At 39.3% G+C, this 26,265-nt stretch carries 27 protein-coding genes; 4 read left to right on the top strand and 23 right to left on the bottom strand.

Annotated features, from left to right (window positions below; all coding sequences use genetic code 11):
- The first annotated feature begins 31 nt into the window (after positions 1–31).
- Positions 32–1,132 (top strand): Gfo/Idh/MocA family protein, encoded by a 1,101-nt coding sequence (locus tag LV85_RS10315; RefSeq protein WP_111319045.1) that lies wholly within the window; start codon positions 32–34, stop codon positions 1,130–1,132.
- A gap of 246 nt (positions 1,133–1,378) precedes the next feature.
- The gene (locus tag LV85_RS10310; RefSeq protein ID WP_111319043.1) at positions 1,379–1,558 is read left to right on the top strand and encodes a histone H1; all 180 of its coding nucleotides are present in this window, start codon (positions 1,379–1,381) and stop codon (positions 1,556–1,558) included.
- A gap of 70 nt (positions 1,559–1,628) precedes the next feature.
- On the opposite strand, the gene LV85_RS10305 is transcribed toward LV85_RS10310, so the two are convergent.
- The 15 genes from LV85_RS10305 to tamL form a co-directional block, all read right to left on the bottom strand.
- Positions 1,629–2,270, bottom strand: coding sequence for a hypothetical protein (locus LV85_RS10305; protein ID WP_111319041.1), 642 nt, complete (start codon positions 2,268–2,270; stop codon positions 1,629–1,631).
- Positions 2,271–2,290: 20 nt separating this feature from the next.
- On the bottom strand, positions 2,291–2,839 hold the full coding sequence (locus LV85_RS10300; RefSeq protein WP_111319039.1) for a DUF4136 domain-containing protein: 549 nt from the start codon (positions 2,837–2,839) through the stop codon (positions 2,291–2,293).
- A 215-nt stretch (positions 2,840–3,054) separates the two neighbouring features.
- Positions 3,055–3,648: an outer membrane beta-barrel protein gene (locus LV85_RS10295; protein WP_111319037.1), complete on the bottom strand. Its 594-nt coding sequence runs from the start codon at positions 3,646–3,648 to the stop codon at positions 3,055–3,057.
- Between the two features lie 2 nt (positions 3,649–3,650).
- Positions 3,651–4,298 carry a DUF4136 domain-containing protein gene (locus LV85_RS10290; protein ID WP_111319035.1) on the bottom strand — a complete coding sequence of 216 codons (648 nt, stop codon included), beginning with the start codon at positions 4,296–4,298 and terminating at the stop codon, positions 3,651–3,653.
- A gap of 24 nt (positions 4,299–4,322) precedes the next feature.
- Complete coding sequence (locus tag LV85_RS10285; protein ID WP_111319344.1) at positions 4,323–4,793, bottom strand: hypothetical protein; 471 nt, start codon at positions 4,791–4,793, stop codon at positions 4,323–4,325.
- Positions 4,794–4,912: 119 nt separating this feature from the next.
- The gene (locus LV85_RS10280; RefSeq protein ID WP_111319033.1) at positions 4,913–6,118 is read right to left on the bottom strand and encodes a BamA/TamA family outer membrane protein; all 1,206 of its coding nucleotides are present in this window, start codon (positions 6,116–6,118) and stop codon (positions 4,913–4,915) included.
- A complete protein-coding gene (locus LV85_RS10275; RefSeq protein WP_211318399.1) occupies positions 6,118–7,356 on the bottom strand; it encodes a porin in 1,239 nt (412 codons plus the stop codon). The genes LV85_RS10280 and LV85_RS10275 overlap by 1 nt, the downstream gene beginning before the upstream one ends.
- 101 nt (positions 7,357–7,457) lie before the next feature.
- Positions 7,458–8,123, bottom strand: a complete 666-nt coding sequence (locus tag LV85_RS10270) for an outer membrane beta-barrel protein (protein ID WP_111319031.1) — start codon at positions 8,121–8,123, stop codon at positions 7,458–7,460.
- Between the two features lie 126 nt (positions 8,124–8,249).
- Positions 8,250–10,589 (bottom strand): OmpA family protein, encoded by a 2,340-nt coding sequence (locus LV85_RS10265; RefSeq protein WP_111319029.1) that lies wholly within the window; start codon positions 10,587–10,589, stop codon positions 8,250–8,252.
- Positions 10,590–10,593: 4 nt separating this feature from the next.
- Positions 10,594–11,760: a hypothetical protein gene (locus LV85_RS10260; RefSeq protein ID WP_111319027.1), complete on the bottom strand. Its 1,167-nt coding sequence runs from the start codon at positions 11,758–11,760 to the stop codon at positions 10,594–10,596.
- A gap of 6 nt (positions 11,761–11,766) precedes the next feature.
- Entirely contained in the window at positions 11,767–13,248 is a 1,482-nt protein-coding gene (locus tag LV85_RS10255; RefSeq protein ID WP_111319025.1) for a hypothetical protein, read from the bottom strand.
- Positions 13,249–13,293: 45 nt separating this feature from the next.
- Positions 13,294–14,058 (bottom strand): hypothetical protein, encoded by a 765-nt coding sequence (locus LV85_RS10250; protein ID WP_111319023.1) that lies wholly within the window; start codon positions 14,056–14,058, stop codon positions 13,294–13,296.
- A gap of 18 nt (positions 14,059–14,076) precedes the next feature.
- Positions 14,077–14,652, bottom strand: a complete 576-nt coding sequence (locus LV85_RS10245; protein WP_111319021.1) for a phosphatase PAP2 family protein — start codon at positions 14,650–14,652, stop codon at positions 14,077–14,079.
- Entirely contained in the window at positions 14,649–15,560 is a 912-nt protein-coding gene (gene hemF / locus LV85_RS10240; protein ID WP_111319019.1) for an oxygen-dependent coproporphyrinogen oxidase, read from the bottom strand. Before hemF ends, LV85_RS10245 begins: the two co-directional genes overlap by 4 nt.
- Positions 15,561–15,570: 10 nt before the next feature.
- On the bottom strand, positions 15,571–17,994 hold the full coding sequence (tamL, locus tag LV85_RS10235; protein ID WP_111319017.1) for a translocation and assembly module lipoprotein TamL: 2,424 nt from the start codon (positions 17,992–17,994) through the stop codon (positions 15,571–15,573).
- Positions 17,995–18,013: 19 nt separating this feature from the next.
- Between tamL and LV85_RS10230 the strand changes: the two genes are divergently transcribed.
- Together LV85_RS10230 and LV85_RS10225 are read left to right on the top strand one after the other, a co-directional pair.
- Positions 18,014–18,763, top strand: a complete 750-nt coding sequence (locus LV85_RS10230; protein WP_111319340.1) for a TrmH family RNA methyltransferase — start codon at positions 18,014–18,016, stop codon at positions 18,761–18,763.
- Positions 18,760–19,767, top strand: coding sequence for a bile acid:sodium symporter family protein (locus LV85_RS10225; protein ID WP_111319015.1), 1,008 nt, complete (start codon positions 18,760–18,762; stop codon positions 19,765–19,767). The genes LV85_RS10230 and LV85_RS10225 overlap by 4 nt, the downstream gene beginning before the upstream one ends.
- 57 nt (positions 19,768–19,824) lie before the next feature.
- Here LV85_RS10225 and LV85_RS10220 read toward each other — a convergent pair whose 3' ends face one another.
- The 8 genes from LV85_RS10220 to sufC all read right to left on the bottom strand — a co-directional run bounded on the left by LV85_RS10220 (position 19,825) and on the right by sufC (position 26,258).
- Positions 19,825–20,085 carry an acyl-CoA-binding protein gene (locus tag LV85_RS10220; protein WP_111319013.1) on the bottom strand — a complete coding sequence of 87 codons (261 nt, stop codon included), beginning with the start codon at positions 20,083–20,085 and terminating at the stop codon, positions 19,825–19,827.
- 135 nt (positions 20,086–20,220) lie between these two features.
- Positions 20,221–21,507: a citrate synthase gene (locus LV85_RS10215; RefSeq protein ID WP_111319011.1), complete on the bottom strand. Its 1,287-nt coding sequence runs from the start codon at positions 21,505–21,507 to the stop codon at positions 20,221–20,223.
- Between the two features lie 241 nt (positions 21,508–21,748).
- The gene (locus tag LV85_RS10210) at positions 21,749–22,171 is read right to left on the bottom strand and encodes a BrxA/BrxB family bacilliredoxin (RefSeq protein ID WP_111319009.1); all 423 of its coding nucleotides are present in this window, start codon (positions 22,169–22,171) and stop codon (positions 21,749–21,751) included.
- A gap of 27 nt (positions 22,172–22,198) precedes the next feature.
- A complete protein-coding gene (locus tag LV85_RS10205) occupies positions 22,199–22,555 on the bottom strand; it encodes an iron-sulfur cluster assembly protein (protein ID WP_245942250.1) in 357 nt (118 codons plus the stop codon).
- The gene (locus tag LV85_RS10200) at positions 22,548–22,979 is read right to left on the bottom strand and encodes a SufE family protein (RefSeq protein WP_111319007.1); all 432 of its coding nucleotides are present in this window, start codon (positions 22,977–22,979) and stop codon (positions 22,548–22,550) included. The genes LV85_RS10205 and LV85_RS10200 overlap by 8 nt, the downstream gene beginning before the upstream one ends.
- Positions 22,976–24,199, bottom strand: a complete 1,224-nt coding sequence (locus tag LV85_RS10195; RefSeq protein ID WP_111319004.1) for a cysteine desulfurase — start codon at positions 24,197–24,199, stop codon at positions 22,976–22,978. The genes LV85_RS10200 and LV85_RS10195 overlap by 4 nt, the downstream gene beginning before the upstream one ends.
- A 3-nt stretch (positions 24,200–24,202) precedes the next feature.
- Positions 24,203–25,471 (bottom strand): Fe-S cluster assembly protein SufD, encoded by a 1,269-nt coding sequence (gene sufD, locus LV85_RS10190; protein WP_111319002.1) that lies wholly within the window; start codon positions 25,469–25,471, stop codon positions 24,203–24,205.
- A 22-nt stretch (positions 25,472–25,493) separates the two neighbouring features.
- Positions 25,494–26,258: a Fe-S cluster assembly ATPase SufC gene (gene sufC / locus LV85_RS10185; protein WP_111319000.1), complete on the bottom strand. Its 765-nt coding sequence runs from the start codon at positions 26,256–26,258 to the stop codon at positions 25,494–25,496.
- Positions 26,259–26,265 lie beyond the last annotated feature (7 nt).

The following is a 26,265-nucleotide window of genomic DNA, read 5'->3' as shown; positions in this document are numbered from 1 at the left end:
TTATTGCTTTCAACCCTTTAACCTCCATTCGATGAATTTTATCTCAAGACGTACCACAATCAAGTCATTAGCACTAGGTGCAGGTGTTGGCCTGATATCTCCTTTTAATGTTTTTTCCTCAACTAAGGCACGAAAAGAAAAGCTTGGAGTAGCCTTAGTAGGCTTGGGCTATTATAGCACTGACCTACTAGCTCCAGCTCTGGAGAAAACAGAGAAGTGCTATCTCGCTGGTATAGTGACTGGAACACCCACCAAAGCATCTGTATGGAAAGCTAAATACAAGATTCCGGAGAAGAATATCTACAATTATGACAGCTTCGATACAATTGCTGAGAATCCGGATATTGACGTGATCTACATCGTATTGCCACCATCTATGCATATGGAATATGTAATCCGAGCGGCTAAGGCTGGCAAGCATGTTTGGTGCGAGAAACCAATGGCTGTGACAGTAGAAGAGTGTCAGGCTATGATAGATGCCTGCAAGCAAGCGAATGTTTCTTTATCTATAGGTTACCGTTGTCAGCACGAACCTAATACTAAAGCCTTTCAGAAAATTGTACAGGAGAAGAGCTTAGGGAATGTGTTGGGTTTGGATTGTGCAGCTGGATACAGAGAAAATCGAACTGATCACTGGAAGCAAAAGCGTGAAATGGGTGGAGGGGTGATCTATGATATGGGAGTTTATGCTATTCAAGGAGCTAGGCTTGGCACTGCCATGGAGCCAATAGCTGTAAACTCTGCAAAGGTGTGGACTGAGCGTCCTGAGATTTACAAAGATGGATTAGGTGAAATAGTAGAAGCTGAATTGGAATTTCCAGGTGGAGTAATAGGTACTATAAAAACCTCTTTTGGCGGGAATATGAACTTCCTTAATATCAAATGTGAGAAAGGAATGATAGAGATGGCTCCCTTTTCTGCCTATGCGGGTAACAAAGGGACAAGTCCTTTAGGAGAAATTAATTTTCCTTTTCAACAACCAATGGAGCAAGTATGGCAGATGGATGATGACGCACAAACAATTATGGACGGAAAACCACAATCTGTACCTGGTGAGGAAGGACTTCGGGATATTCGAATAGTTCAGGCAATATTAGAATCTGCAGAAAAGGGTACAAAGGTGCTGATCTAGCTAGACTATATTCCTTTTTGGGCAATCTACAAACCAATTTGGGGAGAGCAGAGGCATTTTTGCTAGATTATTAAACTCAATTTTTGGCATGAAATGTTGCTAAAAATTGAATAAAAGGTTCGTTTTGATGAAAACATCATTTTTCTTCACGAAAAATTAAAAATAAACGCCAAAAGACTTCTAATGGCACTATAAATGATGTTTATTGTACTCAATTACATTTTATAACCAACCAATAAAACGATTATGAGCAAACACCAAGAAGTTAAAGATTTGGTCGATTCTTTAGAAGCAGACTTTGCGAAATTTTATGAAAATGGTAACAAAGCAGCCGGAACAAGAGTAAGAACGGGCATGCAGGCTATCAAAAATCTTGCACAGGAAATCAGAGCTGAAGTAACAGCAATCAAGAATTCCGCTAAATAATTATTTTAGTGCTTACCAAAAAAGCCCTGATAGAAATTCTATCAGGGCTTTTTCAGGTTTAAGAGGAAAACTATTTGGTGGTGATTATACCATCTTTAACCATTTGATATTCTACTGCCTGAGCAAAGGCTTTAGAGAAAGTCTCTATTGACGTGGGATTGGTAGTCTCTGACTGTGCAGACCATACCAAAGCTTGAGTTTGCGCATCGTATAGGTTCATTTCGATGTAATAATTCTTGTCAGTGGCATAATAACCTGGATCATACATGATAGGGTTATAGTAAGAATAATAACCGTAAAACCCACCATAAAATCCACCATATCCCATAGGAGAATACATAGAGGTACCAGGTACATATCTCGTTTCAGAAGTTTGATCGAGCAGTGCTACGGTTAAGATAGCATCGTGACCTGCGTCCTGAATGGCCTTGACAGTTTGGTCTTTGTTCTCTGGGGTGGCTTTGAATCCAGGAGGGATTATATCAAAGCTACTATTTGCAGTAATTCCATCTTTTTCAAGAATCGCATCGATATCATTCTCGATAGTTTGTCTAGCAACTAGTTGTTCTGTAAGTGCAGTCACAAATAAATTGCTGTAGCCTCCGGCTTTTGCCTGTGGCGCTTTCCAAGATCCTGTGATTTTGGTGCTCGGTGCACATGCTGCTACCATCGCAAGTAGAAGTAGTGCTACGATTGAATTCGATTTTCTCATTTGTTCGGTTAATTTATTGATTAGTTTTTATTATCTATTGCTTCAAATACTTCCTGGACTGCAGCTTTTATGGCGGCTTGTTTCTTTTCTTGTTTGGTCGGGATGATTTTTGATACCAAACCGACCCAGGCGGCTTTATTGCTCTGTGCATCTACAAAATGAACGGTCAAGGTACCTTCCCTGTATTTGTTGACTACTATTTCCTGACTTTGCCAAGTGTAGTTTCTTTGACCCATGTACATAAATGGATCTGTAGTAAGGTTTGTTTCACGAGTTTGCTCCTTTTCTTCTACAGCAATTCCCAAATTGATTTTAAGTTGCGGATTTGTCTTATCTTCAGACAAACCTCTAGCTTCCATTTGCTTGTTGATTTCGTCTTTTAGGTAATTGACAGACAATTCGAAACTTGCATTATGAGCTTCCTCTACCTCTACATCCAAAAAGGCGTAACTGTTGTAATCTGTCAAATCAAAATCGTCATACAATCCTGATTCAACAGTGACATTTGTCGTGCTACAGGATATTAAACCCATCACTAGGGATAGCCATACATAGGTTAATTTTCTCATAAGATAGCTTGAGTGATAATTGAGTTGGTTTTCAATAGAAATACGCGTTAGTCGAGGTATTGTTTGAATCCAACTTTTCAAGGGGGAAGAATTAGTGAGTTCAGTAGTCTTAGAATCGCTATCTACTCAGTTTTTGATTAAAAAGCAAAGTGGATAAAAAAACATCCGACAAGTAAGACTTGTCGGATGCCTGTTGATGCTGTTACATATTTCACTTAACGTATAAACAAGATGCCAAAATCAAGTCCAATTGTTGATTGTCCATCTAGGTTACTGCTACTAAAGGATTGGTAATATTTCGCTCCTAATTTGAATCCGACGTTTAGTGCTGGACGATACATTAGTCCAAGCTCTGGTCTCAATGCAAATTGCCAATGCGTATCTTCAGAAGAGAATATTCCCATTTCGATTCTTCGGTCATGAGCGATTGTTCCTACTCCCAAACTTGCATATGGTTTGAATTCGCCTGTTTGATTGGCATAATAAGTACCTGTTACAAGGATAGGGTAGCTGTTCTGATATCTGTATTGAACTCCAGATAGAGATGCTGATCCTTCCGTGTATACTTTATCTAATTCTCTTTTATAAAGTGTGGTATTTCCAATTTCCCCACCAACTGCAAAACTTCGAGTGATAAATCTCTGATATTCGAGTTTGATACCTCGCCCCGATACTTGATCGATGTAATCTGCAGTGTTTCCTGTTGGAATAGAAACAGAGTAATTGATTGAGAAGATAGATGTTTGTGCTTGTGTAGCTCCGGCAAAAAACATTACCAGAAGCGCTACTAATATGATAGACTTTTTCATGATTATTTTGCGAGGTAAGGTGATTGTTCGAAAGCTTGATCAATAGTGCTATTGATTCGGTCATTAACAGAATTTACATCTCCTTCAAGAAGGCCATTTACAACAGCAGTCCATGAAACAGGGATTAGATCTGATTCAGAAATACTACCCGGGTCAGTCATTTGCATCAATAGCGTACCAGTACGAACTGTGGTCACTTGTGGTGGGTAGTAGCCTGGATAATACCAGCCCCATCCTGGACCCCATCCTGGATAGTACCAGTTCCAGTACCACCAATCGTAGTAAAAGAAGATTTCGTCAGTTTGAAATACTGTAGGTAAAATGATTAAATCAGGATTTGCACTTTTATCCACTTCAGTATAACCTGCATTCCGCATATTATCACGAATAGATGCTAAGATCCCTGCAGTGTAAACAGGAGAAACATAATCAGGTTCAGTATTGTCTCCTATGTTTACATTTTTGTTCGTTATTTTAACGATTTTATCGGGTACAGCAAAGGTCGATTTTGATGCGAAATCAAAATTGACATCGTAGTTTGTATAGACAACATCCAGTTCATCCACGTATTCTGCACCGTCTGGTGTGCAAGAAACCAGCAGATAGGAACTTAATACTCCTATTGCTAGAAATTGAAGTTTTTTAAGCATAATCTTTAGTTTGGTTTAATTTTCTTATTGATCTATAAATGGTAATTCTTGCTGTATCGCATTCCTGATTGTGTTGTGGATATAGGTGTCTATTTGCAAGAATTTTGCAGCGTCTACTGCAGACGTAGCTTTTTTAAACTTTTTGTAATAGCTAGAATGAAGCTTGGAAAGCGCTAAATCGTTTTTCAAGGTTCTGTTGGCTAAGTCATCCGCTTCATCATCTCCAATGCTCTCATATTCAGAAAGGAAATCATTAATGATATTCAACCTCTCTCTACCTAATTCTTTTCGTGACTCTTCGTATGCTTGATAAATTGTCCAAAAAGCAGGTGCAACCTCATCTGGCAAATCCATATATCCTTCAATGATTTGCTTTTTATCCATACCAAAGGCTGATTGGATAAGCGTGATTTCTTCATCTACCGAGCTTTGCGCAAAAGAAAGCTGATAAGAGGTGATGAGTAAGAATGCTGAAAGAAAAAATACGTTTTTCATTTTTAACATGTTTGTGAGGTTTAAAATTACTTCGCGGCAAAGTTAAGCTTAATTTAGATTTGAGTAATTTTTTTTAGACAAATTACCATACGTTATTCGGTGCTAATATCAGCTTTGATCTAAAAAGACTCATTTATATTGAGGTAAAAGCCAGAGTTGCCTTTCTGTCCAAATGCATAATCAGCTGTTATAGTTGTTCGTTTTTCCTTGTTAATCATTACTCGTAACCCAAGCCCATATCCAGGGTTGATCTTTTGCATAAGTTTCTCAGCAGTCATTTTACTGCTAAAGGAAGCGGCATTTACGAATACTGTTCCTCCAAATAGATCCTTGTTTCTCTGTAGAGGAAAGCGATATTCGACTTCAGTATAAGCCATATTTTCGCCACGGAATCTACCCTGAGCATAACCTCTACCAGTTCGGCCAAACATATCCCATCCAATTGCGGGTAGGTTCATATAGGGTAAATCTCCTGAAACCAAGAAATTCCCATAGGCCCATGCAGCGATAATATGCCTGTTTCTAGTATCACTAAGCTTGAAATAATGCCTGTAGTCCAATAGTAGGGTGGAAGACGATTTATCTGAACCTAGAAACTCAGGGTTTATCTTATAAGAAATCATCGCATAATTTTTCTCATAAGGAGAAACTGGCACATCTCGATTTTCCATTACAGCATTCAAGGAAATTCCTGATAGGGTATATGAATCAGTGGGAAAGCCTAATGATTCGTTGTAATAGTCATGACTAAATTCTCCTGTGATAGTAGCATCTTCATCAAGGAAGTTTTCAATTTTCTGATGAATATCTAAATGGTATCCTACGCCCAAATAGAACTCACTATCGCCAACTCTACGAAGCAAAGTCTCATAAAATCTTATCAGGGTAAAATCCATTTGTTGCTCACCTACCAATACGTCTGATTGAGTAGGGGCGAGGTAACTGGTTTCATTTGGACTGTTACTTCCCAGTCCATAGGTTGGTTGTGAAGTGATAAAGTACCGCCAGTCTCCTATCAGGTTCCATTGGTCATCCGCTAGGAAGACATTACTCTTGGAGCTGATAATCCATTGTTTTTTGGTGGTGTAGAGGAAGTTGAAAACTAAATTGGATTGGTGAGTAGAGCTTGGGTCTCCCATAAACCAAGAGTTGGAAGCTGCAACTCCAAACATCCAACCATTGGCTGGGTTATAGGCGATAGCTGGTAATGGGAGTATACTGAAATTATTTATTTTATTGGGGTGGTAGCTAGTTGTATCCTTTTCCTGAGCTAGGAGCTGAAGGTATGCTAAGTTCAATATAAAAATAACACATAGTTTTTTCATTAGAATGAAATGTCAAGTTGAAGCCTAAATCGGAGTTCATTGTCCTGCGGAAGCTCTTTGTCCTGAAAAGTAAATCTAGTCAATTCCGTAGTAAGCTTATTTTTATGCCCTGCAAAAAACCAGTTGAAAGCTACAGCAGCTTCTCTTTGTTTATTACTTGAAAAATTTAGATCAGGGTTTACTACGGCATATCTCAAAGCTATTTCTAAAGGTTCTGGCCAAAACTCTAATGCCTGATGAGCAAGATAACCAGCGGAGACATAAAAACCTCCAAGATCAGTTTCAATTTCATCAAAGTTGTCATATATATTTTTTCGATGAAATTCACTTGCCCAAGAGAAGCCTTTATAAATAAATGCTGTCTCAATCTGGAATTGATTTACCGTATATTGAGAGTCGTTAGTCCCTTCAAAGCCTATTAAATTCCCTCCTCCGGCAGTTGAAAACCGCGTGTATGGACTGGTGTTGGTGACTGCAGCAACCGCTATGATCCCCGCTGGCTTTTGAGATATATTTAAATCTCCTCCCGAAAAAGGAACTTCTCGTCCCAGAAAATTCCATTGAAATCTCCCGAAATACATCATCTTCGAATCATCATTTTGTGTAGTGCCACGACCCATCCCGGTTAGAATAGCTACCCAATAGTTGAAATTGGCAATTCCTCCACCATCAAGATTCCCGTAAACTTCCACTCCCTGCTGTCTATCTACAGTGAACTTCCTGTTGAGTATTGATCGATCTACCATTTGCTGATTACCACTAGAGATGAATCGTTCTCTGGTGTATTCAATCTTCCATTGACCAGCTTTGAATTTCATCCATGGCCACTTTTCGATCATGACTCTGTAGTCGAGCAGGATACTCCTCGAAAGTTCGTATTCAAAATAATATTTAAGCCAGGGTTGGTAGGCATGTCCACCTATTTTCAATCTTGCTCTATTGATTTTAAAAACCCGTTGATCTTGGTTTAGGAAATCAGCGAAAGTAATCGGATCCTGATCATCTGGCACTGCAAATCTCAATTGTAATCGAGCTGCTATTTGCATTTCATACTTACCATCTTCGGTCTTTAATATAAAGCCATTTGAAGTGTGATTGAGGAAGGTTTCTTTTTTCTTAGTGTCAGTTTTTGTGCTGTCTACTTCTTGCGCGGAGGTAGAATAGACTACCATGGTGCAGATTAAACAGAGTAATAATTTATGCCAAGGACTCCGCCTTTCCATCAGTATCCAATTCATTTATCCGCGTTTTTATGAGAATTTAGCCTGCAAATAACGAAAAAAGCATCAAGAAACTTTTCAAGTTCTTGATGCTTTTCGCCTAAACTAAGATTATTGTTTTATTTACCTGCTTGAGGAAGTCTGAAAACTAAGCCTCCTTCTAACCCAAACTGATACATAGAAGAGTAGCTAGAAAGTCCGCCTCCATATCCTCCAGTACCAAAGTAAAGTCCTCCACCAAATGCCTGAGTAGCAGAAAATAAGGATGCTTGAAGTCTAATAGCAATATTGTCAGCTACCCAGAAGTTTGATCCTCCACGGATATTCCAAGCGAATTTGGTTCCTGTATTATCTTTTCCAGTATCTGGGTTACCGATATTGAATATCCCCATGCCTATGCCCATACCACCAAATGGTTCGATTAAATCATTTATTGGAAAGTATCTTGTACCATTAAGCATCAACCAGTTGATTGCTACATCAAAATCAGTGTTTTGAATTTGACCATTGAAGATTCCACCATCCTGATACCTTGTAGGCGCGTTGGTGTCTTGACGTAAATACTGGATTTCAATTGCACCTCTATTAGGTATGTGGTATTCTATACCTGCTCCCCATCTTAGTCCATCCTGAATCTGCCCGTCGAAATAGGAGCTGTTTGAGTAATATGAATCTACCCTATCCTTGAATACATAACCCGCATAGGTGTTTATCCTTAGTTCTTGGGCAAGTGAGAGCGTTGAAAAGGCTCCAAGAAAGAGTAGAGAGAAAATTAGCTTTTTCATAATTATTTTGATTTGATATTAGTCTTTCTGAATACTGAGTGTCTATAATTAGTCACAAACTTAGATTTTTTTTCTATAAATATAAGGGACAGATTTCTTTATTGGTCATTTAGTTCATTGACAAGCTTAATTTTTTAGGACTCGTATTTCTACCTTACGATCTGTTTCTACGGAACCTTTAGAGTTTCCTCTGATTATTAGCCCACCATTACTTATGTTTATTCTTTCCGATGGGATCTTAAAGTAGTCTTTAAGTGCAGTAGAGACAGCTTCGACTCGCTTTTCTGTCAGGTTGAGATTATAAGAGACGGATCCTGTGTTGTCTGCAAACCCAACAAGCTCAACACTGACCTCTGGATTTTCTTTCATATAGTCTGCCACAGGAGATAGTTTGTCCCGTTCAGCATCTGTAAGTTCAGCATTGTTAACATCAAAGTACACTTCGATCTTACTTTGGTGTAGCAGAGTCTTGACATTTTTTTCCTGTATTTCTTTCACGGTGACCGTGTCCACCACGCGTGGGATATTTGATAGACTATCAATAATTAATGAGTCTTGTGCTATTCTAGCTCTAAGTGTAGAGTCATTTGCTGCCACTGCTGCAGCATTTTTCTTGTCACCACTATTAGAGATGGCGGCGGTAGTCGCAGCGGTTCCACCTACTAGTAATGCATCTCTCAGTAATCTGTTATTCTTCTCTTCTAGTTTATCCTGCTTTCTGGAATTTTTCTCCAATTTTTTAGCAGTTTTATCATCCATTCCAGAGGTTTCAATATTGAATTCTTGAGGTTCTGGATCATCATGCTTTCGGGATTCAACTATCTGATTTTGAGATGAGAAGGCCATCATCATTGCCGAATCTCTAGTTGCCTGAGCAGCTAACATATCAGATCTGAACTGCTCCATTTCTTCATCGAATTGCTCTCGTGTCATCGTATTAGAGGCTGTGGTCTCAGCATATACATCAGAAACCTGTGCAGTAGAATCAAGAGATAAGACGGCAGGATTGCTACTATATAAGATCTTACTTACCTGTCCAGGGTAAATTATCAGTTGATTCATCAAATTTGCGGAATCTAATTTACTTACAGATGCACTTCCAGTGTTCTTGACGGCATTAAGCGAGTCCAGCTTGAATTGAAACTCTGAGTGTTGAGACATGAGCTCAATCATTTGAGTTTCTACTGTTGATTTCTCAGTTTGCAGATTAGTAACTCTTACTGCCATGATATTCTCAGAGACAGAGGAATCTCTTTCGGCTAAAGCCAAAGCTTGGTCTATATTTTCTAGGTCACTTCCAGCAGTTGCTATGCTTTGTTGAACACCTTGTCTCTCAATAGTCAATGAATCAATTTGCAAATCAAGTTCAGCCAAAGTGGTAGAGTCAGTAATTGCTCCTTCAGTTCCTGAAACTGCGGATCCATTGGTAGGTAACTGGATTACCGTGAAGTAATTATTCGTTACTTGCCCAGATGCACTTCTAGCCTTTTCCTGTGCTTCTTCTTTGGCCATTTGAGCATTGGAAAGCTCAGTAGGGACATAAGTGTATCGCTGTGTGATCACAGGCGGATTGAAAGATTTTTTGTTTGCTCCTAAACTGAATTTGACACCAATTCCATGATAAATATACCAGTCTGGTCTGCCGTTTTCCATGCCTCTATAGGGATTGTCACTGCTAACCATGTTAGTACCTGGTTTAGCGGCATACTCTTGGAAGGCATTGTCATAGCTACTTCTATACACGCCAGAAACATCATCTAAATAATCTGTATTCGTTCTTTTGAAATCAGATTGTGCAAATAATTCGATGCTTTTAGTAATTCTAAAGCGAAGACCTAACCCAACATTAGCATATAAGGAAGTGGTTTTATAACCATCCGGATTTTCAGTCCTAAGACTGCTGAGTTCTGTTTCAAAAACCCCGTCTGGAATTACCGCAGCATTGAAGTAGTTATACTGATTTCCATTTGCATCAAGTAAATCTCCATGAACTTTGAAGCTTTGTACACCAGCTCCCACAGTGATGTATGGGGCAAAGAAGGATTTGCCAGAAAGAAGCCAGTTGTTGTCTGGCTTGATCACAAAGGACAATCCAGCATCATATACGTCTGTTTGAAAATTTAATGCGCGGTCGAATGTAGGGCTTTCAATAAATAGGGATCCATCATTTTTTATAAATCGATCACTAGATCCAAATTGATAGCTACCACCTGTCAGCATCAATCCTACAGAGTTGCCTAAAGCATATTCTATCGAGAGTTGATAGGATAATTGATCTGAATAGGTCTTGTATCGCTTGTAATATTTAGTAAAATTCTGAAAATTGTTAACTTCCATAGGACGTATATCTCCTAGATAATTGGTCGTACCTGCACTGACTCCAAATCTCCATTTGTATCCATGTAATTGTGCCTGAGCAGAAAAGGCAAAGGCAAAAGCGAGAATTAATAAACTTAGCTTTTTCATATCCTTACCTTTTTTTGCTTCCTACTCCCAACCAAATATTGAATTCAGCACTTATCCCTACAAAGGGGTGAAAGCTATTCTGATTCGTTCCGCTTAGATGTTCCGTTGTAATAAATGTTCCTCCAGCATTCAATCTAATGAATCGGAAGAAATTATATCCTAACCCTACATAGATAGGTCTGTCCAGCACAGGTCCAGATATTTTCTCATCCAGTTGATTCCTTATGTCTCCAGAGAGGAAGAAACCTGTAGAAATAGACATGTTGTTCATGAATTTGGCAAATGTTCTATTGCCAAGTGGGAAGGAAAACCCAGCATATGGACTTGTTACAAATTCCTGCTCCGGCAGGCCTGTACTCAAGGAAATAGCACCATAACCAACATTAATTGGTAGTGAGTTAGCCAGTTTCTCAGTTGGATAGTTTTGGAAGATTTTTTCGTCAACCCGAACTAGCATATTTGGACTTAAGTATTGATCAACTTCTGAGAAGAGTATGGCTTCTAAGTCCGTAATATATTCATCTGCGTAAGCTGCTCTTGCATTATCGTTTTCAGATAAGCCGACTACATTAAATTTAGATTTACCCATCTTTAGCTTACTCCTTTGTTCGAGCTTAGCTCTAGTGATATCGCTAAACCCTGGGAAATGCTCTCCGTTTGGAAGCTCAAAATAATAAGCTCCCTGATCCACTATCCGTGACAAGTTATTTAATAGCACTTCATCAGATTCAGAAAAACTGATCCCGCCTTTTTTGATCGTAGTCACCGTGTTAAGGTAAGTTTTGATATTCTGGTGAATAAGACTACGGACTTCTTGAATCTGATCTGCCCCAGCTTTTTGATAGTACCCAAACTCCATATGATAATCTGTATTCGATCTCAATGGATCCGCCATCAATACTTGGTAGGATAAATCCTTGTATCCAAATGGAGCTTTCCAAAAATAGGTGTATGCTGCTTTTTCGGATCTTTTGGATGGGTAAATAATCAATTTAACCATCTCTATTTTTTCGGGAATAGCTCCTCTGATATAGAATTCTTCCTCTGCAGGTAATGGCATGCCACCATTAATCTCCCCAGTGATCAGATCGAGGTTTATGGTAGTGACTTGAGCTCTCAGTCCCATCACGCCAATACCAAAGACCAATGCTAGTAGTAAAGTTTTTTTCATATTAGCCTAATTGAATTTTTTGAAATTGAATGCATAACCTACCAAGAGTCCAATATTAGTATAACCAGCCTTTGTGATTACCAAGGCTCCTTCCAAAAGCTCATCGGCATCCACTTCATTAAAGCTTCCTCGCTGTAAGTAATCATTTGTAGAGCCAAAGCTATACACCAATCCGATTGTTAAACTACTCCTGGATTTTTTTATTTCGGTTCCCAAAGAGAGATGAAAAATATCCCACTGGGTTATTCCAGTTACGATTTGAGTTGAATTGACTGTTTCGGGATCAAAGTAACTAAAATCAGTTCTAACACTACCCATTAGGGTAATGTTCTCTTTAATTTTATTTTCATAGCCAATCGCGAAATTGGTTACGGGTTTCATGGCAGTCACCACATTTAAAAATTCATCGCTGTTAATATTTGATCCTTTAGACTCAGGTCTCACTAGTGCATTAGGTTTTGCATTGATGATACGATATAAATCAACTCCTCCGAAGTATGTGATATTTAGGCTAAGTGTGGATTGGTTGAAGTTCTTATGAACCCCGGCTGCAATTTCTATAGGAGACTTGTAGGTAGTTTTAAGTTTTTCTTGCCTATCTGTTGCATAGGCAGTTAAAGGCTCATTAGATCCAGGAAGAAAAATATTTGAGAGTGTGAGGTCTTCGGCTACTGTTCCACTACCAAGCAAGTCTAAGCTTGGTGTAGTCATCGTTAATCCAAAACCATAGCCTGGTTTTTGATAATTTAATCCAAGCTTTAGTGCTGTTCTAACAGCAAAATAATTCACAAACTCATTTTGAGTTCTAGATATCAGGAAGTAATCTGTTTGATTTGTAAGTGTTTTGGCAGAAAACCTGTAGGAAAAGTTTACTGAGCGAAGGGTATTCAATAGCGTAACCCCAAAGCCTAGGTTGGAGTTTAATTTTTTGCCAACACCGAGTGCTAAGGTTGTTTCATTGACTTTGGTGATTAAATCTGATTCGGCAACGAGCTCTTCTAATCCTGGGCTGACCTGATCCCCAACCACGTCATAAAAACCATCCATTCTAGCAACGCCATTAAAATTAAAACTTACGGGTGTGAGTAAGCCGTAACTGATATTCCAGTTAGAATTGGTTTGAATAGAGCCACTGATGAGTAAGGGGACGGTATTGAACTGAATTCCTTTGAAATCAGCTCGCTGTCCTAAGGCATTCTCAATTTTTACATTTTCAAGTCCATAAAGATTAGCATTGATAGATAAGGAAGTAGTATCTAGAAAAGCTAAATTCCCAGGATTGTAAAATACGCCAGCATTATCTATGGTGTCAGTGAGGACCGCTCCACCCAATAAGGCAGCTCTAGTTCCAAATTGATTGCTCCAGTGATGAGTGTCTTGGGCTTGAGAAGTTAGGGTGCTGATTATAAGTACTATAAATAGTCCTATGAAATAGGATGATTTTGCCCTAAGTTTCTTGATGCTTTTTGCAGGTAGTAAAAAATACATACTGGAAATTAGTTATTGTTTTTCAATTGAGAAGTTAAGATTACCCTATTTAGCTATTTTTGCACTTTGAGTGGTAGTCTTTTTCTTTACTCTTGAGAAATAAATCTTTAATCTTGACCCAATTGCTTTCACAGTAGGGACATTGTCTCCATTGCCAAATTGATGAAGAAAATAGGTTTCGAAATCAATACTCCTACTAACCCTCAAGTTGGCTCCAGCTGCAAGCCGGGTTCTATTGAGTCCTCTTCCCTGAAAGTCAAGATATCGCTCTACATAGGTGTACGCTGAGAATGTTAAGTATTCAGTTCTAAAATCCCTTTCTACTATTAGTCTTGGTACATAGCGTGCATTAAACTCATGATCAGCAATCACCATATCCAATTTTCCTTTGTAATAAAGTCTAAATTTTGGAGTAATAGAGAAGGTGTTAGCAGTTTGTATTCGGAAGGTACTTGATCTGATTTTATCATCATCTGTAGGAGGGGTAGTAGAGTATAAATACCCTACACGAAGTCTAAATCTGAAGCGTTCTTCACGTCCTACGAAATTCAACTTTGAAATAGGAGCTTTTAATCCAAAGTAATCCACAAAAATAGAAAACGCTCCTTCACTATAACTTGATTGGTCTACCTTTGTGCCTGATACTATCGAATACAGCCTAAAGTTATCATTGATCTGATAATAGAGGTTTAGCTCAGGCCAAACTTCCTGCTGCGGCTCCAGATTTGTAGAGTCGTTTTGACCATAAGCACGGTGAAAATTTGCTAGAATTAAGCCTGTAGATATTATCAAAAAAAAATTCAGCTTCATTTTACCTTATAATTTTTTTCACTTTAGAAATATCTTTAGAATTTCTCTTTTTAAAAAGACAACAATAATCCAAGATAATAGTCCTGCAGCAATTCCCACAATTGCTCCTACAATAATATCCAAAGGATAATGTACACCTAGGTATATTCTAGTGTATGATATTATCGTAGCCCACAAAAATAGCCATGGGAGAAAACGAAGCTTACCTTTCATTTTAAGGTTTAGAAAAACTGCTAGCCCAAAGGTATTTGCTGCATGGGATGAAGCAAATCCAAAAAGCCCGCCACATCTATTATAGTTATGAACAAGTCCATTCCATCGTTCATCATGACAAGGGCGCAGTCTTTCGAAAAATGGCTTCATCAGCCCAGAAGTCACTTGGTCAGCAATAAGTATAGTTAATGCTATACCTCCGATCACCCACCAGCTATTTTTTCTTTCTACTTTAATGATAAAATATACCAGTAATGCATAAAATGGCACCCAAATGAACGTTTGAGATAACTGATAGGCAACAGGATCCAGCCAATCAGCATGAAAGGAATTCAACCAGAGGAATATCTCTTCATCCCAAGTCTTGATTTGTTCGATCATTGCTTATAAGATAACCAGTCTATTCCTTTTTTGAGATTGTTAAGAGTAAATTCTTCTTTCGAGCCAACTTCGGGTTCGTGACTATATTCCCAACTAGCCATTGGCGGCATACTCATCAGAATACTTTCCGTACGACCATTGGTGTCAAGGCCAAACTTGGTTCCGGCATCCCAAACTAAGTTGAATTCAACATACCTACCTCTTCTCAGGCTCTGCCATTGTTTTTCCCTCTCTCCAAATTGGATGTTAGAATTTTTCTTCATCAAATCTCCATAAACATCTGGAAATAAACGTCCTAAGGCAAGACTGAATTGCAGTATTTCTTCAAACTCCTGATCGTCCTTAGCTTTCAGTCTGTCGTAGAAAATCCCTCCAATTCCACGAGTTTCATTTCGGTGTTTGACATAGAAATAGTCGTCTGCCCATTCCTTGAATTTGGGATAATAACTAGCATTATATTGGTCGCAGACATCTTTCACTTCTTGATGAAAGTGTTTGGCATCGGCTGGGTGTATATAATGAGGGGTCAGATCTATCCCGCCTCCAAACCAGTGCTCTCCATTATCCATCTCAAAATATCGGATGTTCATGTGGATAATAGGGACCATAGGGCTTTTGGGATGCAAGACGATGGATACGCCAGTTGCAAAAAAATCTGCCTTATCTAATTTAAGCTTCTTGAGAATTTTGTCTGGGGTAGGACCATGAACGGCCGAAAATGCAACGCCACCTTTTTCAATAATATTACCATTTTCGAAAATTCTAGTTCTGCCACCTCCTCCGGCAGGTCTAGTCCATAGATCTTCTTTAAAGTTCCCTGTGCCATCCGCTAGCTCTAACTCCTTGCAGATATGATCCTGCATCTTCCTATAGATTTCCGCTATTTCTTCTTTACTCTTTCGGGACATTATTTTTGCTTTAGAATGGGTAACCTATGCCAAAGTTAAGAACAGTTTGGCCTTTTAGGCCAAAAATTTGATTGAATGATATATTATCTAGCACCCATCTTTCACCTTCAGGCATGGATGGATCCACCGCTTTGGTTGCTAGATCAAGTCTTACTACCAGGAAATTAAAATCCATTCTCAGCCCTAAGCCTGTTCCTATGGCAATCTCTTTGTAGAATCGATCAAATCTAAAATCTGCTCCAGGACGTGAATTGTCCACGCCTATCACCCAGGAGTTACCTGCATCTACAAATACCGCCATGTCGAAATAACCAACTAGGTTCCTGCGATATTCTAACATGGTTTCAATAATCATCTCTGCGGGCTGCTCAAATGCATAATCATATCGACCGTTGTCTCCTATTGGAGGTGTATAGCTTCCCGGGCCTAATCGCCTTGCTTGCCAGGCTCGTATGCTTGTACCTCCACCAGCAAAGAAATATTTCTCGTAGGGGAGGATTCCATTACTCACTCCATAAGGATTCGCAATTCCGAAGTTTGCCCTATAGGCTAGTGTGGATTTTTCATTTATAGGATGATACCTACGGAAATCAGCCTGGAATTTGAGCCATTGAAATCTAGCAAAATCAGTAGTTTCATTATTGCTAGGAGTGTTTACAAAGTTTAAAGTAGTTCCACCACTTTCTACAAATAATTTGAGTAATGAGGCTTTATTTGAGGAATTGTAATTGCCATAATTATTAAAGTTAATAATAGACTGTCCCGAAATGCTACTAATAAATGATGGCAGGAAGGACCAAATCAAATTATTACCCTGACTTTCTAAATCCAATAAAACGTCAGTGAAGTCATCAGATATTTTTGGAGTACGAACATAATTGATGTCTGCTACATTGATGGTGAATTGTTGCCTATTTCCTCGAGTAACCCAGGTATAGGCTAGGAGCGCATTTAGTCCTGATCTAGTGTATTCGGGGCGATTAGTGTAGTTGTAAGCGAGCTGAGTACGGGTGTTGGGATTGTATCGGCCAAACTTTTGTAGTGCTCTCCCATAAAATGGGATAAGGAATCTAGGGAATATGACCGAAGCTGAGGTTCCAAACTCCTTGCTTTGATATACTCCTTGATCAGTCGCAGAAGCAACTCCTTCATATCCCATTCTCGTACTAAACTCCAAAATTTCTCCTGCTCTGAAGAAATTTCTATTCCTTAATACCATGCTAAAAAATGGTCCTGGCAATTGTTCTGTGATACTCAATCCAAGTTGATTGGTGAGTTGATATTTTTGATTGGGTTGTGTCAAAATCTTAGCTGTAAGACTAGTGCCTACTGTATCGAAAGAAATGTTGATATACCGAAATAAATCAAGATTACTTAATTGCTTTTGAGTTTCTATGATGTCCTCTCTTTTATACAGATGCCCTTCGTCAAATAAAATTCTTGAGCTAAACAACTTGGCGGAAAAACGATCTCTATAAAACGTGAAATCTATATCTTGATAATTTCTATGATCCTTTTCATCTATAAAATCTTCACTTGGTGGGCTGACTTTGAAGGTGATCGAATCAATGCTATAAACTTCATGTTTTTCTGCAAAAGAAGGTTTCAGTATTCTTTGCTCAACATTGATTTGCTTGGATATAGTATCGTAGTACAAGTTGTAATCGATAAAACTCTTCGTAAACATGTAATATCCGTTGTTTTTGAAAAGCTCCTCCAAGCGCTCTCTTTCCTTTGTGAAATTGCTTTGAATGTAGCTGTCCCCATGTTTAATGAAGGATTTAGTTTGGGTTTCCTTAATCAAAGCCAATATCCCTTCATTATCAGAACGGGTGTAAATTGAATCTAGCAGATAGCGCTCATTTTCTTGGATGATGTAAGTTACTTTAGCAGTCTTTTTCTTGGTTTTTACTCCAAAGGATACTTCCGAATCTAAAAACCCTTTGTTGTACAGGTAGCTGTCTATTTCATTGACTGTTTTCTCAGTTTGGGCAGAGTCTAGGATGGTTACGGGATTCCCAGTACGCATCAGGAAATTCCCATATTCCTCCAATTTTTCTAAGTCTTCAATTTTCGTCAAGAGCTTATCTCTTCTTTTGATATGTTTACGATCCTCAGGTGTCTCTAGAAGATTTGCCTTGACTTCTTGAAGCTCCGCATTCTTTGCTTCCAGTTTATCGCTTACTTTTGCACTGTCATAGAATGCCTGACCAAATCTATAAATGGTTACACCCAAGGATGAATTGGTAAGCGGAATTCTGGTATTTGGCTCTTGAAAAAATAAGTTCTCAATTTCTAGGTGATTTGCCTTCTTTACTCCCTCAAGGCTGTTCTTCTCAAGGACAAATTCGCCTTCAGGTAGATCTTTGCTCAAAGAGCAAGCAGCCATGGCCCAGAGGACACAGATAAAAAGTATATATTTGGTGAATTTCAAAATGGCAGAGTCGATCCGAATGCTTAGCAAAAATACAGTTAAGTTTATTAAATCCTTACATCAAAAGAAATTCCGAAATCAGGAACAAAAGTTCTTCGTGGAAGGGGAGAAGAGTGTGTTAGAAGTGTTGAACTCTGATTTTAGGGTAGAACTACTTGTGACGACCACATCTTTTTTTGATAGGTATAGTAAACTAATCAATAGCAGTGATGCTCAGGTCATCATAGCTACTCAAAATCAACTGGAAAACCTGGGGCAATATCAAAGCAATGATAGTGCCTTAGCTGTGGTACATATGAAGCCTAATAGCGCTTTTGATTTCCCTGAAAACAATTTTGTGATTGGTCTAGATGATGTGCGAGACCCTGGTAATCTTGGTACTATTATCAGAATTGCAGATTGGTATGGGATCAAAAACTTGGTGTTTTCAAGCCAAACGGCAGATTTTTATAACCCTAAAGTGATTCAATCCAGTATGGGCTCATTTACTAGAGTTAAATTTTTCTATGCTGAGCTCGATAAAGTTTTTCAAGAATGGAATGTTCCAGTCTATGGAGCGTTCTTAGATGGGGAAAATGTGCACGAAATGAAGCAAATTTCACAGGGTGTTATACTGATGGGAAATGAGTCAAATGGTATATCCGAAGAACTTGCAGCACAGGTGACAGACAAGGTGACAATTCCAGGTTTTGGTCAAGCAGAGTCATTGAACGTGGCGATCGCCACAGCCATTCTCTGTGATAATTTTAAGCGCTTGACAATCGGATGATTTATAAGTTAGTTCAAACACTCAAAAAAGTTGGTATCAACGGTTTTTTGCTGGGCTTGTTTGCAGCGATATTACTGGCTTGGTTATTTCCATTTGCAGGATCTAATCAATCTCCAGTTCCCTGGAAACCTATAATCAATGTAGGGATTGGAATGGTGTTTTTCCTTTATGGAGTAAAACTCGATCCAGTTCAGCTGAAGTCTGGCCTGAAAAATTGGAAACTTCACATACTAATTCAGCTGACTACTTTTGTGTTATTTCCCTTGCTCGTGCTAGCTGTGATGCCTTTTATGAGTTGGATAGACAAGGACTTCCAACTAGGGATCACCTATTTGTCAGTGTTGCCGTCGACGGTGAGCGCTTCGGTAGTGATGGTTTCTATAGCTCATGGAAATATCCCCGGAGCCATTTTCAATGCCAGCATTTCAAGTCTTCTTGGAGTGGTAATTACTCCAGCTTGGATGGGAGTTCTGGCAAATTCCGCAGATATTCAAATGGACTTCCTACCTACTTTGGGCGAACTTTCCCTGAAGGTGCTTCTGCCTGTTATCCTTGGAGTTCTTGCACATCGATGGCTGTTTCCAAAAATAGAGAAGCATCTTGCAGCGCTCAAATATGTGGATCAGACGGTGATTATGATTATCGTATTTACCTCCTTTGCGCAGTCTTTTTATCAGGATGTTTTTGCGCATTATAAGCCAACCGTATTGCTAGAAGTAGGGGCTACGATGTTGGGATTGTTTTTCTTAGTGTGGGCTGTAATTGAAATCTTGTGTCGTATGCTGGGTTTTAGCTGGGAAGATCGTGTGACAGCGCTATTTTGTGGTTCCAAAAAATCACTTGTTCAAGGAGTAGTTATCGGCAAGGTTATTTTTCCCGACCCTGCGACATTAGGTTTGGTTTTGCTCCCAGTAATGCTTTATCACATTCAGCAGCTTATTGTAGGATCTGTGATCGCCTCTAGGTTTGCCAATAAAAAAGACTTGATTTCATCTCAAGAATAGGTGAAAGTTACTCTAACCCTAACCAAAAATAGCCTGAATCATTCAGGCTATTTTTGGTTAAACGTGTGTCTTGGCTAGTAGATCCACCAATTTGATGTATTGATCGGCGGCTTCTTCTTTGGATTTACCTTTCAGGTTTGCCCATGCATTGTATTTGGCAGCGGCTTTAAAGTCAAAACCTCCTGGTCTTTCTGCTTCATTATCTCCCTCTGTGGCTTGTTTGTAAAGTCCATAAAGCTTGAGTAAATCCTCGTTGCTTGGTTTTTCAGTGAATTTCTTGGTTAATGCTACAGCATCTTCGAAAGTATGGGCTGACATGATATGTATGTTTGGTTAAAAATGAATAGTCAAAGGCTATACCAGTTTGGTATTCGTTATTAGCTGTTCTTTAAATAAAATAGCCAGCTAGATTATAGCTGGCTATTTAGACAATTTGTGGAATAAACTCTACACTTATCGCTTATTCATCGATACGTAGTCACGCTCATTCGATCCAGTATACACTTGTCTTGGTCGGCCAATTGGCTCTCCATTCTCTCTCATTTCTTTCCACTGTGCGATCCAGCCTGGAAGTCTACCTAGCGCAAACATTACGGTGAACATATCAGTAGGGATACCTAGAGCTCTGTAAATAATTCCAGAGTAGAAATCTACGTTTGGATACAATTGACGATCAATGAAGTACTGATCATTCAGCGCTGCATATTCCAATTCTTTTGCAATGTCTAGCACTGGGTCATTTACACCCAATTTCTCTAACACGTCGTCTGCTGCTTTTTTGATGATCTTAGCTCTTGGATCGAAGTTTTTGTAAACTCTATGTCCAAAGCCCATTAATCTGAAAGGATCATTTTTGTCTTTTGCTTTATCCAAATACTTCTTAGCATCTCCGCCGTCAGCTTTGATTGCTTCAAGCATTTCGATAACAGATTGGTTTGCTCCACCATGAAGTGGTCCCCAAAGTGCATTGATACCTGCAGAAATAGAAGCGTAAATACTAGACTGAGAAGAACCAACGATTCTAACAGTAGAGGTAGAGCAATTCTGCTCGTGATCTGCATGAAGAATAAGTAATTTGTCCAATGCTGCAGAAACGATAGGATCTACGTCATACTTCTCTGCAGGAAGCGCAAACATCATTTTCAAGAAGTTTGAGCAATAATCCAATGAGTTATCAGGATAGTTAACAGGATGACCCATTTCGTTTTTATATGCCCAAGCAGCGAAAGTTGGCATTTTCGCTATTAGGCGAATGATACTCAAATTAACTTCCTCTTCAGTTCTATTAGGATTCAAAGAATCTGGATAGAATGCTGTAAGTGCACAAATCATAGAAGAAAGAACGCCCATAGGGTGAGCGTTAGAAGGGAAGCCTTCCAAAATCTTCTTGATATCTTCATGAACTAAGGTATGATGAGTAATTTCTTTAGAAAAACTCTCGTATTGAGCTTGAGTAGGTAGCTCACCATAAATCAATAAATAGGATACTTCAAGGAAGTTAGACTTCTCTGCCAGATCTTCGATTCTATATCCTCTATAGCGAAGAATTCCTTCTTCACCATCCAAAAAAGTAATGGCGCTTTTTGTTGCTCCAGTGTTTTTGTATCCTGGGTCAAGGGTGATAAGTCCCGAGGATGCTCTAAGTTTAGCGATATCGATCGCTGATTCATTTTCTGTGCCGGTAATGACCGGGAATTCATATTCTTGTCCTTTGAAAGAAAGCTTAGCTGATTCAGACATATAGTTATTGTTTGGATTGCTTATGTTAAAAAACCTCGAAATAGGCTGGTAAGATAATAAAATCAAGTAGCTTTTTGATTGCCAAATATGATCTATGGGATATTATTCATGTGAAATGTGATTTTAATCCCAATAAATCTTGCCGCTGCCTTAATAAATTCTTAATAATCAAGAAGTCTTATTCTATGGACTTAGTGAAAATTAAAATTTGAGAATAAAAAAAGCCCCGGAGGGCTAATTTTTATGCGCAGAAATGCTCGAACACTTCCACTAAGTGGTCGCCGATCATTTTAGCATTTCTTCCTTCGATGTGATGACGCTCGATAAAATGCACCAACTCACCGTCTTTGAACAATGCCATTGCTGGAGAAGAAGGAGGGTAAGGGAGGCAAAGCTCTCTTAGTTTCTCTACAGCTTCTTTGTCATTACCTGCAAATACTGTAGCAAGAGTAGTAGGTTTTACTTTTGCATGTTCTACAGCATAAGTAATTCCTGGTCTTGCAGCTCCTGCTGCGCAACCGCAAACAGAGTTTACTACTACAAGGGTAGTGCCTTTATGGTCTGGACCAAGATGCGTTGCAACTTGCTCAGCAGTTCTGAACTCTTCAAATCCTACGCTGGAAAGTTCGGCTCTCATTGGAGCGATCAATTCTTCTGGATACATAATATTACTAGTTTTTAAAGTTCTTAATTATAAAAAGCCCAATTCAAGCTTAGCAGCTTCGGACATCATATCTTGAGAATAAGGAGGGTCAAATGTCAATTCGATTTCCACATTGTTGATACCCTGGATCTGCTGGATTTTATCCTTCACTTCCGTAGGGATATATTCCGCAGATGGGCAATTAGGAGAAGTCAAAGTCATCAAGACATACACATTGTTTACTGGGTAAACTGTGATCTCATAGATCAACCCAAGATCATACACATCCACAGGTATCTCTGGGTCATAGACTAACTTGATCGCTTGTACTACTTTTTCCTTGAGATTTTCTACTTGTCCTGCTGGAGTTTCCGTTGTGCTTTCTGTTGACATATTATCAGGCATTTTGCTTGGTTTGAATCGCCATCGCGTATAATTTGATCTGCTTGATCATCGAAGCAAATCCATTAGAACGCTGGCTTCCGATGATTGAACCCATTCCGATTCTTTCCACGAAATCAAGCTTTGCATTTATAATCTCTTCTGGGCTTCGATAGTTCAATACTCTCAGCAAAAGTGAGATTAATCCTTTGGTGATATCCGTGTTGGAATCCGCTTGAAAGTGAACATTCCCGTCTTTTTCATCTGCAATCAACCATACTTTTGATTGACAGCCTTTGATCGTGTTCACCTCAATTCTTTCATTATCAGGGAAATCTTCTAAGCTTCCACCCAATTCCATGATGTAATAAATGGTGGATTCTTTGTCATCCCCAAGGATTTCAAATTCCGATACTATCTCATCTTGAACTTCCTGGATACTGCTCATTTATTTTTAATTCGGGCTATTCGGCTTACGCCTTCTGCCAGTTTATCTATTTCTGATTTGGAATTGTAAACAGCAAAAGATGCTCTTACAGTTCCTTCTAGGCCCAATCTTTTCATCAGTGGCTGTGTGCAATGGTGGCCAGTTCTGACAGCAATACCATTGGCATCTAGCATCATTCCTACATCATAAGGATGCATCGCATTGATGTTGAAAGAAAGTACACTGACTTTTTCTTGGGCAGTTCCTACAGGGATGAAGCCTTTGATTTGCATCAGCTGCTCATTGGCATAGGCAAGCAATTCATCCTCGTGCGCTTTGATAGCATCTTTCCCAAGCTCATTGATAAAATCAATTGCGGCTTTGAAAGAAATTACATCAGCGATATTAGGTGTTCCAGCTTCGAATTTGAAAGGAATCTCATTGTAAGTGGTTTTTTCAAAGGTCACTTCTTTGATCATTTCTCCACCACCTTGGTAGGGAGGCATGCTTTCAAAAACTTCCCTTTTGCCATATAATCCTCCTAGCCCAGTAGGGCCGTAAAGCTTATGTGCTGAGAAAGCAAAGAAATCACAATCCAAATCCTGCACATCGATTTGCAAGTGACTGGAACTTTGTGCACCATCCAAAAGTACTTTAGCCCCAACTGCATGTGCGGCTGCTATTACTTTTTTGACAGGATTGACTGTTCCTAATGCATTGGAAGCATGAACTATGCTTACCAATTTGGTTTTCGCAGAGAGCATTTTTTCGAATTCTTCGAAAATGATTTCTCCGGCATCATTGATCGGGATTACCTTGAGAACTGCACCTTTTTCTTCGCAGAGCATTTGCCAAGGAACAATATTGGAATGGTGCTCCAGTGTAGAGATGATGATTTCATCACCTTTTTCTACGAACTTTCTTCCAAAAGTAGCAGCAACTAGGTTGATGCTTTCTGTAGTTCCTTTGGTGAAAATCACCTCTGCAGCTTCACGTGCATTGATGAAATGCTGAATAGCTTCTCGGGTCTCTTCGAAATAGCGAGTAGCTCGATCTGCCAAAGCATGAGCTCCACGGTGGATATTCGAATTGTCTTTTTCGTAGTAATTCGTCAAGGCGTCTAGAACGGCCTGAGGCTTTTGGGTCGTAGCAGCATTGTCAAAATACACCAAAGGCTTGCCATGCACTTCTTGATGAAGTACAGGAAACAAGCCTCTGATTTTTGCTATGTTTAGTCCCATTGCTTAGAAGTTACTTCCTAGGCGTTCTTGAACTTGTGCGATGCAATACTCGCGGAAACTTTCATCTTTGATATGTGCCATCACTTCACCTGCAAATGCATAAAGAAGCAAGCCTTTAGCTTGGTCTTTGGCTATGCCTCTAGCCTGAAGATAGAAAAGCGCTTCCTCGTCAAGCTGACCAGTAGTACAGCCGTGAGAACATTTTACATCATCTGCCCAGATTTCAAGTTGTGGTTTGGTGTTGACCACAGCATCTTCTGATAAAAGAATGTTATTGTTTTGCTGGAATGCGTTAGTCTTCTGAGCGTCCTGTCTTACGAAAATTTTCCCATTGAAAACTCCACGTGAACTGTCTGCCAAAATACCTTTATATAGCTCGTTGGATTCTGCATGAGCCACGGTATGATCCACATTGGTATGATTATCCACATGGGTCTTGCCGTTTAGCAAATACAAACCATACATATTTCCTTCGGAATTGCTTCCGAGGATATTGATGCTCAGGTTATTTCTAACCATTTCGCCCGAAAGAGAAATGTTTACTGAAGTGAATCTTCCGTCTTTTTGAATATCAGTTTCAATATTGCTGACTTCGATGGCGTTTTTGCCTTCATTCTGCAGCTTGTAGTAGCGGATCTGTGTATTGATTCCGCCTTTTACTTCTACTACTTTATTGACAAAATATGGCGTATCACTTAGGTTGACGCTGTGATTGATAAAGGACACTTCTGCAAAGTCTCCAGCTTCTATCCATACTCTTGGTTGGATTACTTGACCAGCATTTGCCTTGAAGAAATTCAACAAAAGAATCGGTTTCTGGATTTGAGCTTTTTTAGCTACGGAGATGAAAATCCCAGCGTCAAAAGAACTTTGATTCAGTGCACAAAAAGGATCTTTCTCAGGTTTTGCGACACTTCCCAGAGGAGTGTTAGCTTTTTCTGAAAGAAGCGCAACTTCCACTCCTTCAATGGTAGAAGAAAGAGCAGGTAGAAATTGTCCATTGGCAAAAACCAAAACGTCACCTTCGTAACTTTCGAATACATTTGCTTTCACCTGATCTGCAGTCACTTCGAAAGCTTCTGCTGAAGCAAAGTTTTGGATGCTTTGCTCAATCTTTTTGGTAATCGCAGTGAATTTGTATTCTTCTGATTTATTGGTAGGGAGTCCTTGGGCTTGGAAAGCTTCCTTTCCTGCAGCTCTAGCTTCTTCGAAACCAATGCCTGTATTACCCAATAATTCCACAAGTATATCTTGCTTGATAAGCGTACTCATGCGTGATGTTTTAGGATGAAAATCAAACGGTAGCGTTGGAATTGACCTCGTCTTTGATCCAATCGTAACCTTTCTCTTCTAGCTCTAGTGCAAGCTCTTTGGTACCTGACTTTACAATTTGTCCATTGTACAATACGTGTACAAAATCAGGAATAATGTAATCCAGCAATCTCTGGTAGTGAGTGACCACGATAGTTGCGTTGTCTTTAGATTTTAGTTGGTTAACACCGTTTGAAACGATACGAAGTGCATCGATATCAAGTCCTGAATCTGTTTCATCCAAAATAGAAAGGGTCGGAGCAAGCATCGCCATCTGGAAGATCTCATTTCTTTTCTTTTCTCCACCTGAAAAACCTTCATTCAAGGCTCTGCTCAAAAGCTTCTGATCCATCTCCACCAGCTTCATTTTTTCTTTCATCAAGGTCAAGAACTTCACCGCATCAAGAGGATCTTCACCACGGTATTCTCTTACTTGATTGACTGCAGTTCTTAGGAAGTTAGTCGAGCTAACACCTGGGATCTCTACAGGGTATTGGAAGGCAAGAAATACACCTTCTCTTGCTCTGTCTTCTGGAGAAAGATCCAAAAGGTCTTTGCCTTTGAAGGAAACCTCACCAGCTGTTATTTCATATTCTTCTCTTCCTGCCAATACTGAAGCAAGGGTAGATTTACCTGAACCATTTGGCCCCATGATCGCATGAACTTCTCCTGCTTTCACTTCTAGGTTGATACCTCTCAGGATTGGAGTTCCTTCTATAGAGGCGTGCAAATTCTTTATACTAAGCATAATCTTA

The sequence above is a fragment of the Algoriphagus chordae genome (genome assembly GCF_003254055.1).
In the GTDB taxonomy this organism is placed as follows: domain Bacteria; phylum Bacteroidota; class Bacteroidia; order Cytophagales; family Cyclobacteriaceae; genus Algoriphagus; species Algoriphagus chordae.
The sequence above is the reverse complement of the archived record's forward strand: the minus strand, read 5'-3'. Positions and strand labels throughout refer to the sequence as shown.

What these genes read in the sequence shown, in the direction of transcription:
- LV85_RS10230 (WP_111319340.1), top strand. Translation starts at nt 18,014, where the DNA reads ATGCTTAGCAAAAATACAGTTAAGTTTATTAAATCCTTACATCAAAAG.
- LV85_RS10255 (WP_111319025.1), bottom strand. Translation starts at nt 13,248, where the DNA reads ATGTATTTTTTACTACCTGCAAAAAGCATCAAGAAACTTAGGGCAAAA.
- LV85_RS10295 (WP_111319037.1), bottom strand. Translation starts at nt 3,648, where the DNA reads ATGAAAAAGTCTATCATATTAGTAGCGCTTCTGGTAATGTTTTTTGCC.
- LV85_RS10270 (WP_111319031.1), bottom strand. Translation starts at nt 8,123, where the DNA reads ATGAAAAAGCTAATTTTCTCTCTACTCTTTCTTGGAGCCTTTTCAACG.
- LV85_RS10220 (WP_111319013.1), bottom strand. Translation starts at nt 20,085, where the DNA reads ATGTCAGCCCATACTTTCGAAGATGCTGTAGCATTAACCAAGAAATTC.
- LV85_RS10195 (WP_111319004.1), bottom strand. Translation starts at nt 24,199, where the DNA reads ATGGGACTAAACATAGCAAAAATCAGAGGCTTGTTTCCTGTACTTCAT.
- LV85_RS10250 (WP_111319023.1), bottom strand. Translation starts at nt 14,058, where the DNA reads ATGAAGCTGAATTTTTTTTTGATAATATCTACAGGCTTAATTCTAGCA.
- LV85_RS10315 (WP_111319045.1), top strand. Translation starts at nt 32, where the DNA reads ATGAATTTTATCTCAAGACGTACCACAATCAAGTCATTAGCACTAGGT.
- LV85_RS10310 (WP_111319043.1), top strand. Translation starts at nt 1,379, where the DNA reads ATGAGCAAACACCAAGAAGTTAAAGATTTGGTCGATTCTTTAGAAGCA.
- LV85_RS10305 (WP_111319041.1), bottom strand. Translation starts at nt 2,270, where the DNA reads ATGAGAAAATCGAATTCAATCGTAGCACTACTTCTACTTGCGATGGTA.
- LV85_RS10225 (WP_111319015.1), top strand. Translation starts at nt 18,760, where the DNA reads ATGATTTATAAGTTAGTTCAAACACTCAAAAAAGTTGGTATCAACGGT.
- LV85_RS10200 (WP_111319007.1), bottom strand. Translation starts at nt 22,979, where the DNA reads ATGAGCAGTATCCAGGAAGTTCAAGATGAGATAGTATCGGAATTTGAA.
- LV85_RS10280 (WP_111319033.1), bottom strand. Translation starts at nt 6,118, where the DNA reads ATGAAAAAACTATGTGTTATTTTTATATTGAACTTAGCATACCTTCAG.
- LV85_RS10215 (WP_111319011.1), bottom strand. Translation starts at nt 21,507, where the DNA reads ATGTCTGAATCAGCTAAGCTTTCTTTCAAAGGACAAGAATATGAATTC.
- LV85_RS10210 (WP_111319009.1), bottom strand. Translation starts at nt 22,171, where the DNA reads ATGTATCCAGAAGAATTGATCGCTCCAATGAGAGCCGAACTTTCCAGC.
- LV85_RS10275 (WP_211318399.1), bottom strand. Translation starts at nt 7,356, where the DNA reads ATGAATTGGATACTGATGGAAAGGCGGAGTCCTTGGCATAAATTATTA.
- LV85_RS10205 (WP_245942250.1), bottom strand. Translation starts at nt 22,555, where the DNA reads ATGCCTGATAATATGTCAACAGAAAGCACAACGGAAACTCCAGCAGGA.
- LV85_RS10285 (WP_111319344.1), bottom strand. Translation starts at nt 4,793, where the DNA reads ATGAAAAACGTATTTTTTCTTTCAGCATTCTTACTCATCACCTCTTAT.
- hemF (WP_111319019.1), bottom strand. Translation starts at nt 15,560, where the DNA reads ATGTCCCGAAAGAGTAAAGAAGAAATAGCGGAAATCTATAGGAAGATG.
- LV85_RS10290 (WP_111319035.1), bottom strand. Translation starts at nt 4,298, where the DNA reads ATGCTTAAAAAACTTCAATTTCTAGCAATAGGAGTATTAAGTTCCTAT.
- LV85_RS10260 (WP_111319027.1), bottom strand. Translation starts at nt 11,760, where the DNA reads ATGAAAAAAACTTTACTACTAGCATTGGTCTTTGGTATTGGCGTGATG.
- sufC (WP_111319000.1), bottom strand. Translation starts at nt 26,258, where the DNA reads ATGCTTAGTATAAAGAATTTGCACGCCTCTATAGAAGGAACTCCAATC.
- sufD (WP_111319002.1), bottom strand. Translation starts at nt 25,471, where the DNA reads ATGAGTACGCTTATCAAGCAAGATATACTTGTGGAATTATTGGGTAAT.
- LV85_RS10245 (WP_111319021.1), bottom strand. Translation starts at nt 14,652, where the DNA reads ATGATCGAACAAATCAAGACTTGGGATGAAGAGATATTCCTCTGGTTG.
- LV85_RS10265 (WP_111319029.1), bottom strand. Translation starts at nt 10,589, where the DNA reads ATGAAAAAGCTAAGTTTATTAATTCTCGCTTTTGCCTTTGCCTTTTCT.
- LV85_RS10300 (WP_111319039.1), bottom strand. Translation starts at nt 2,839, where the DNA reads ATGAGAAAATTAACCTATGTATGGCTATCCCTAGTGATGGGTTTAATA.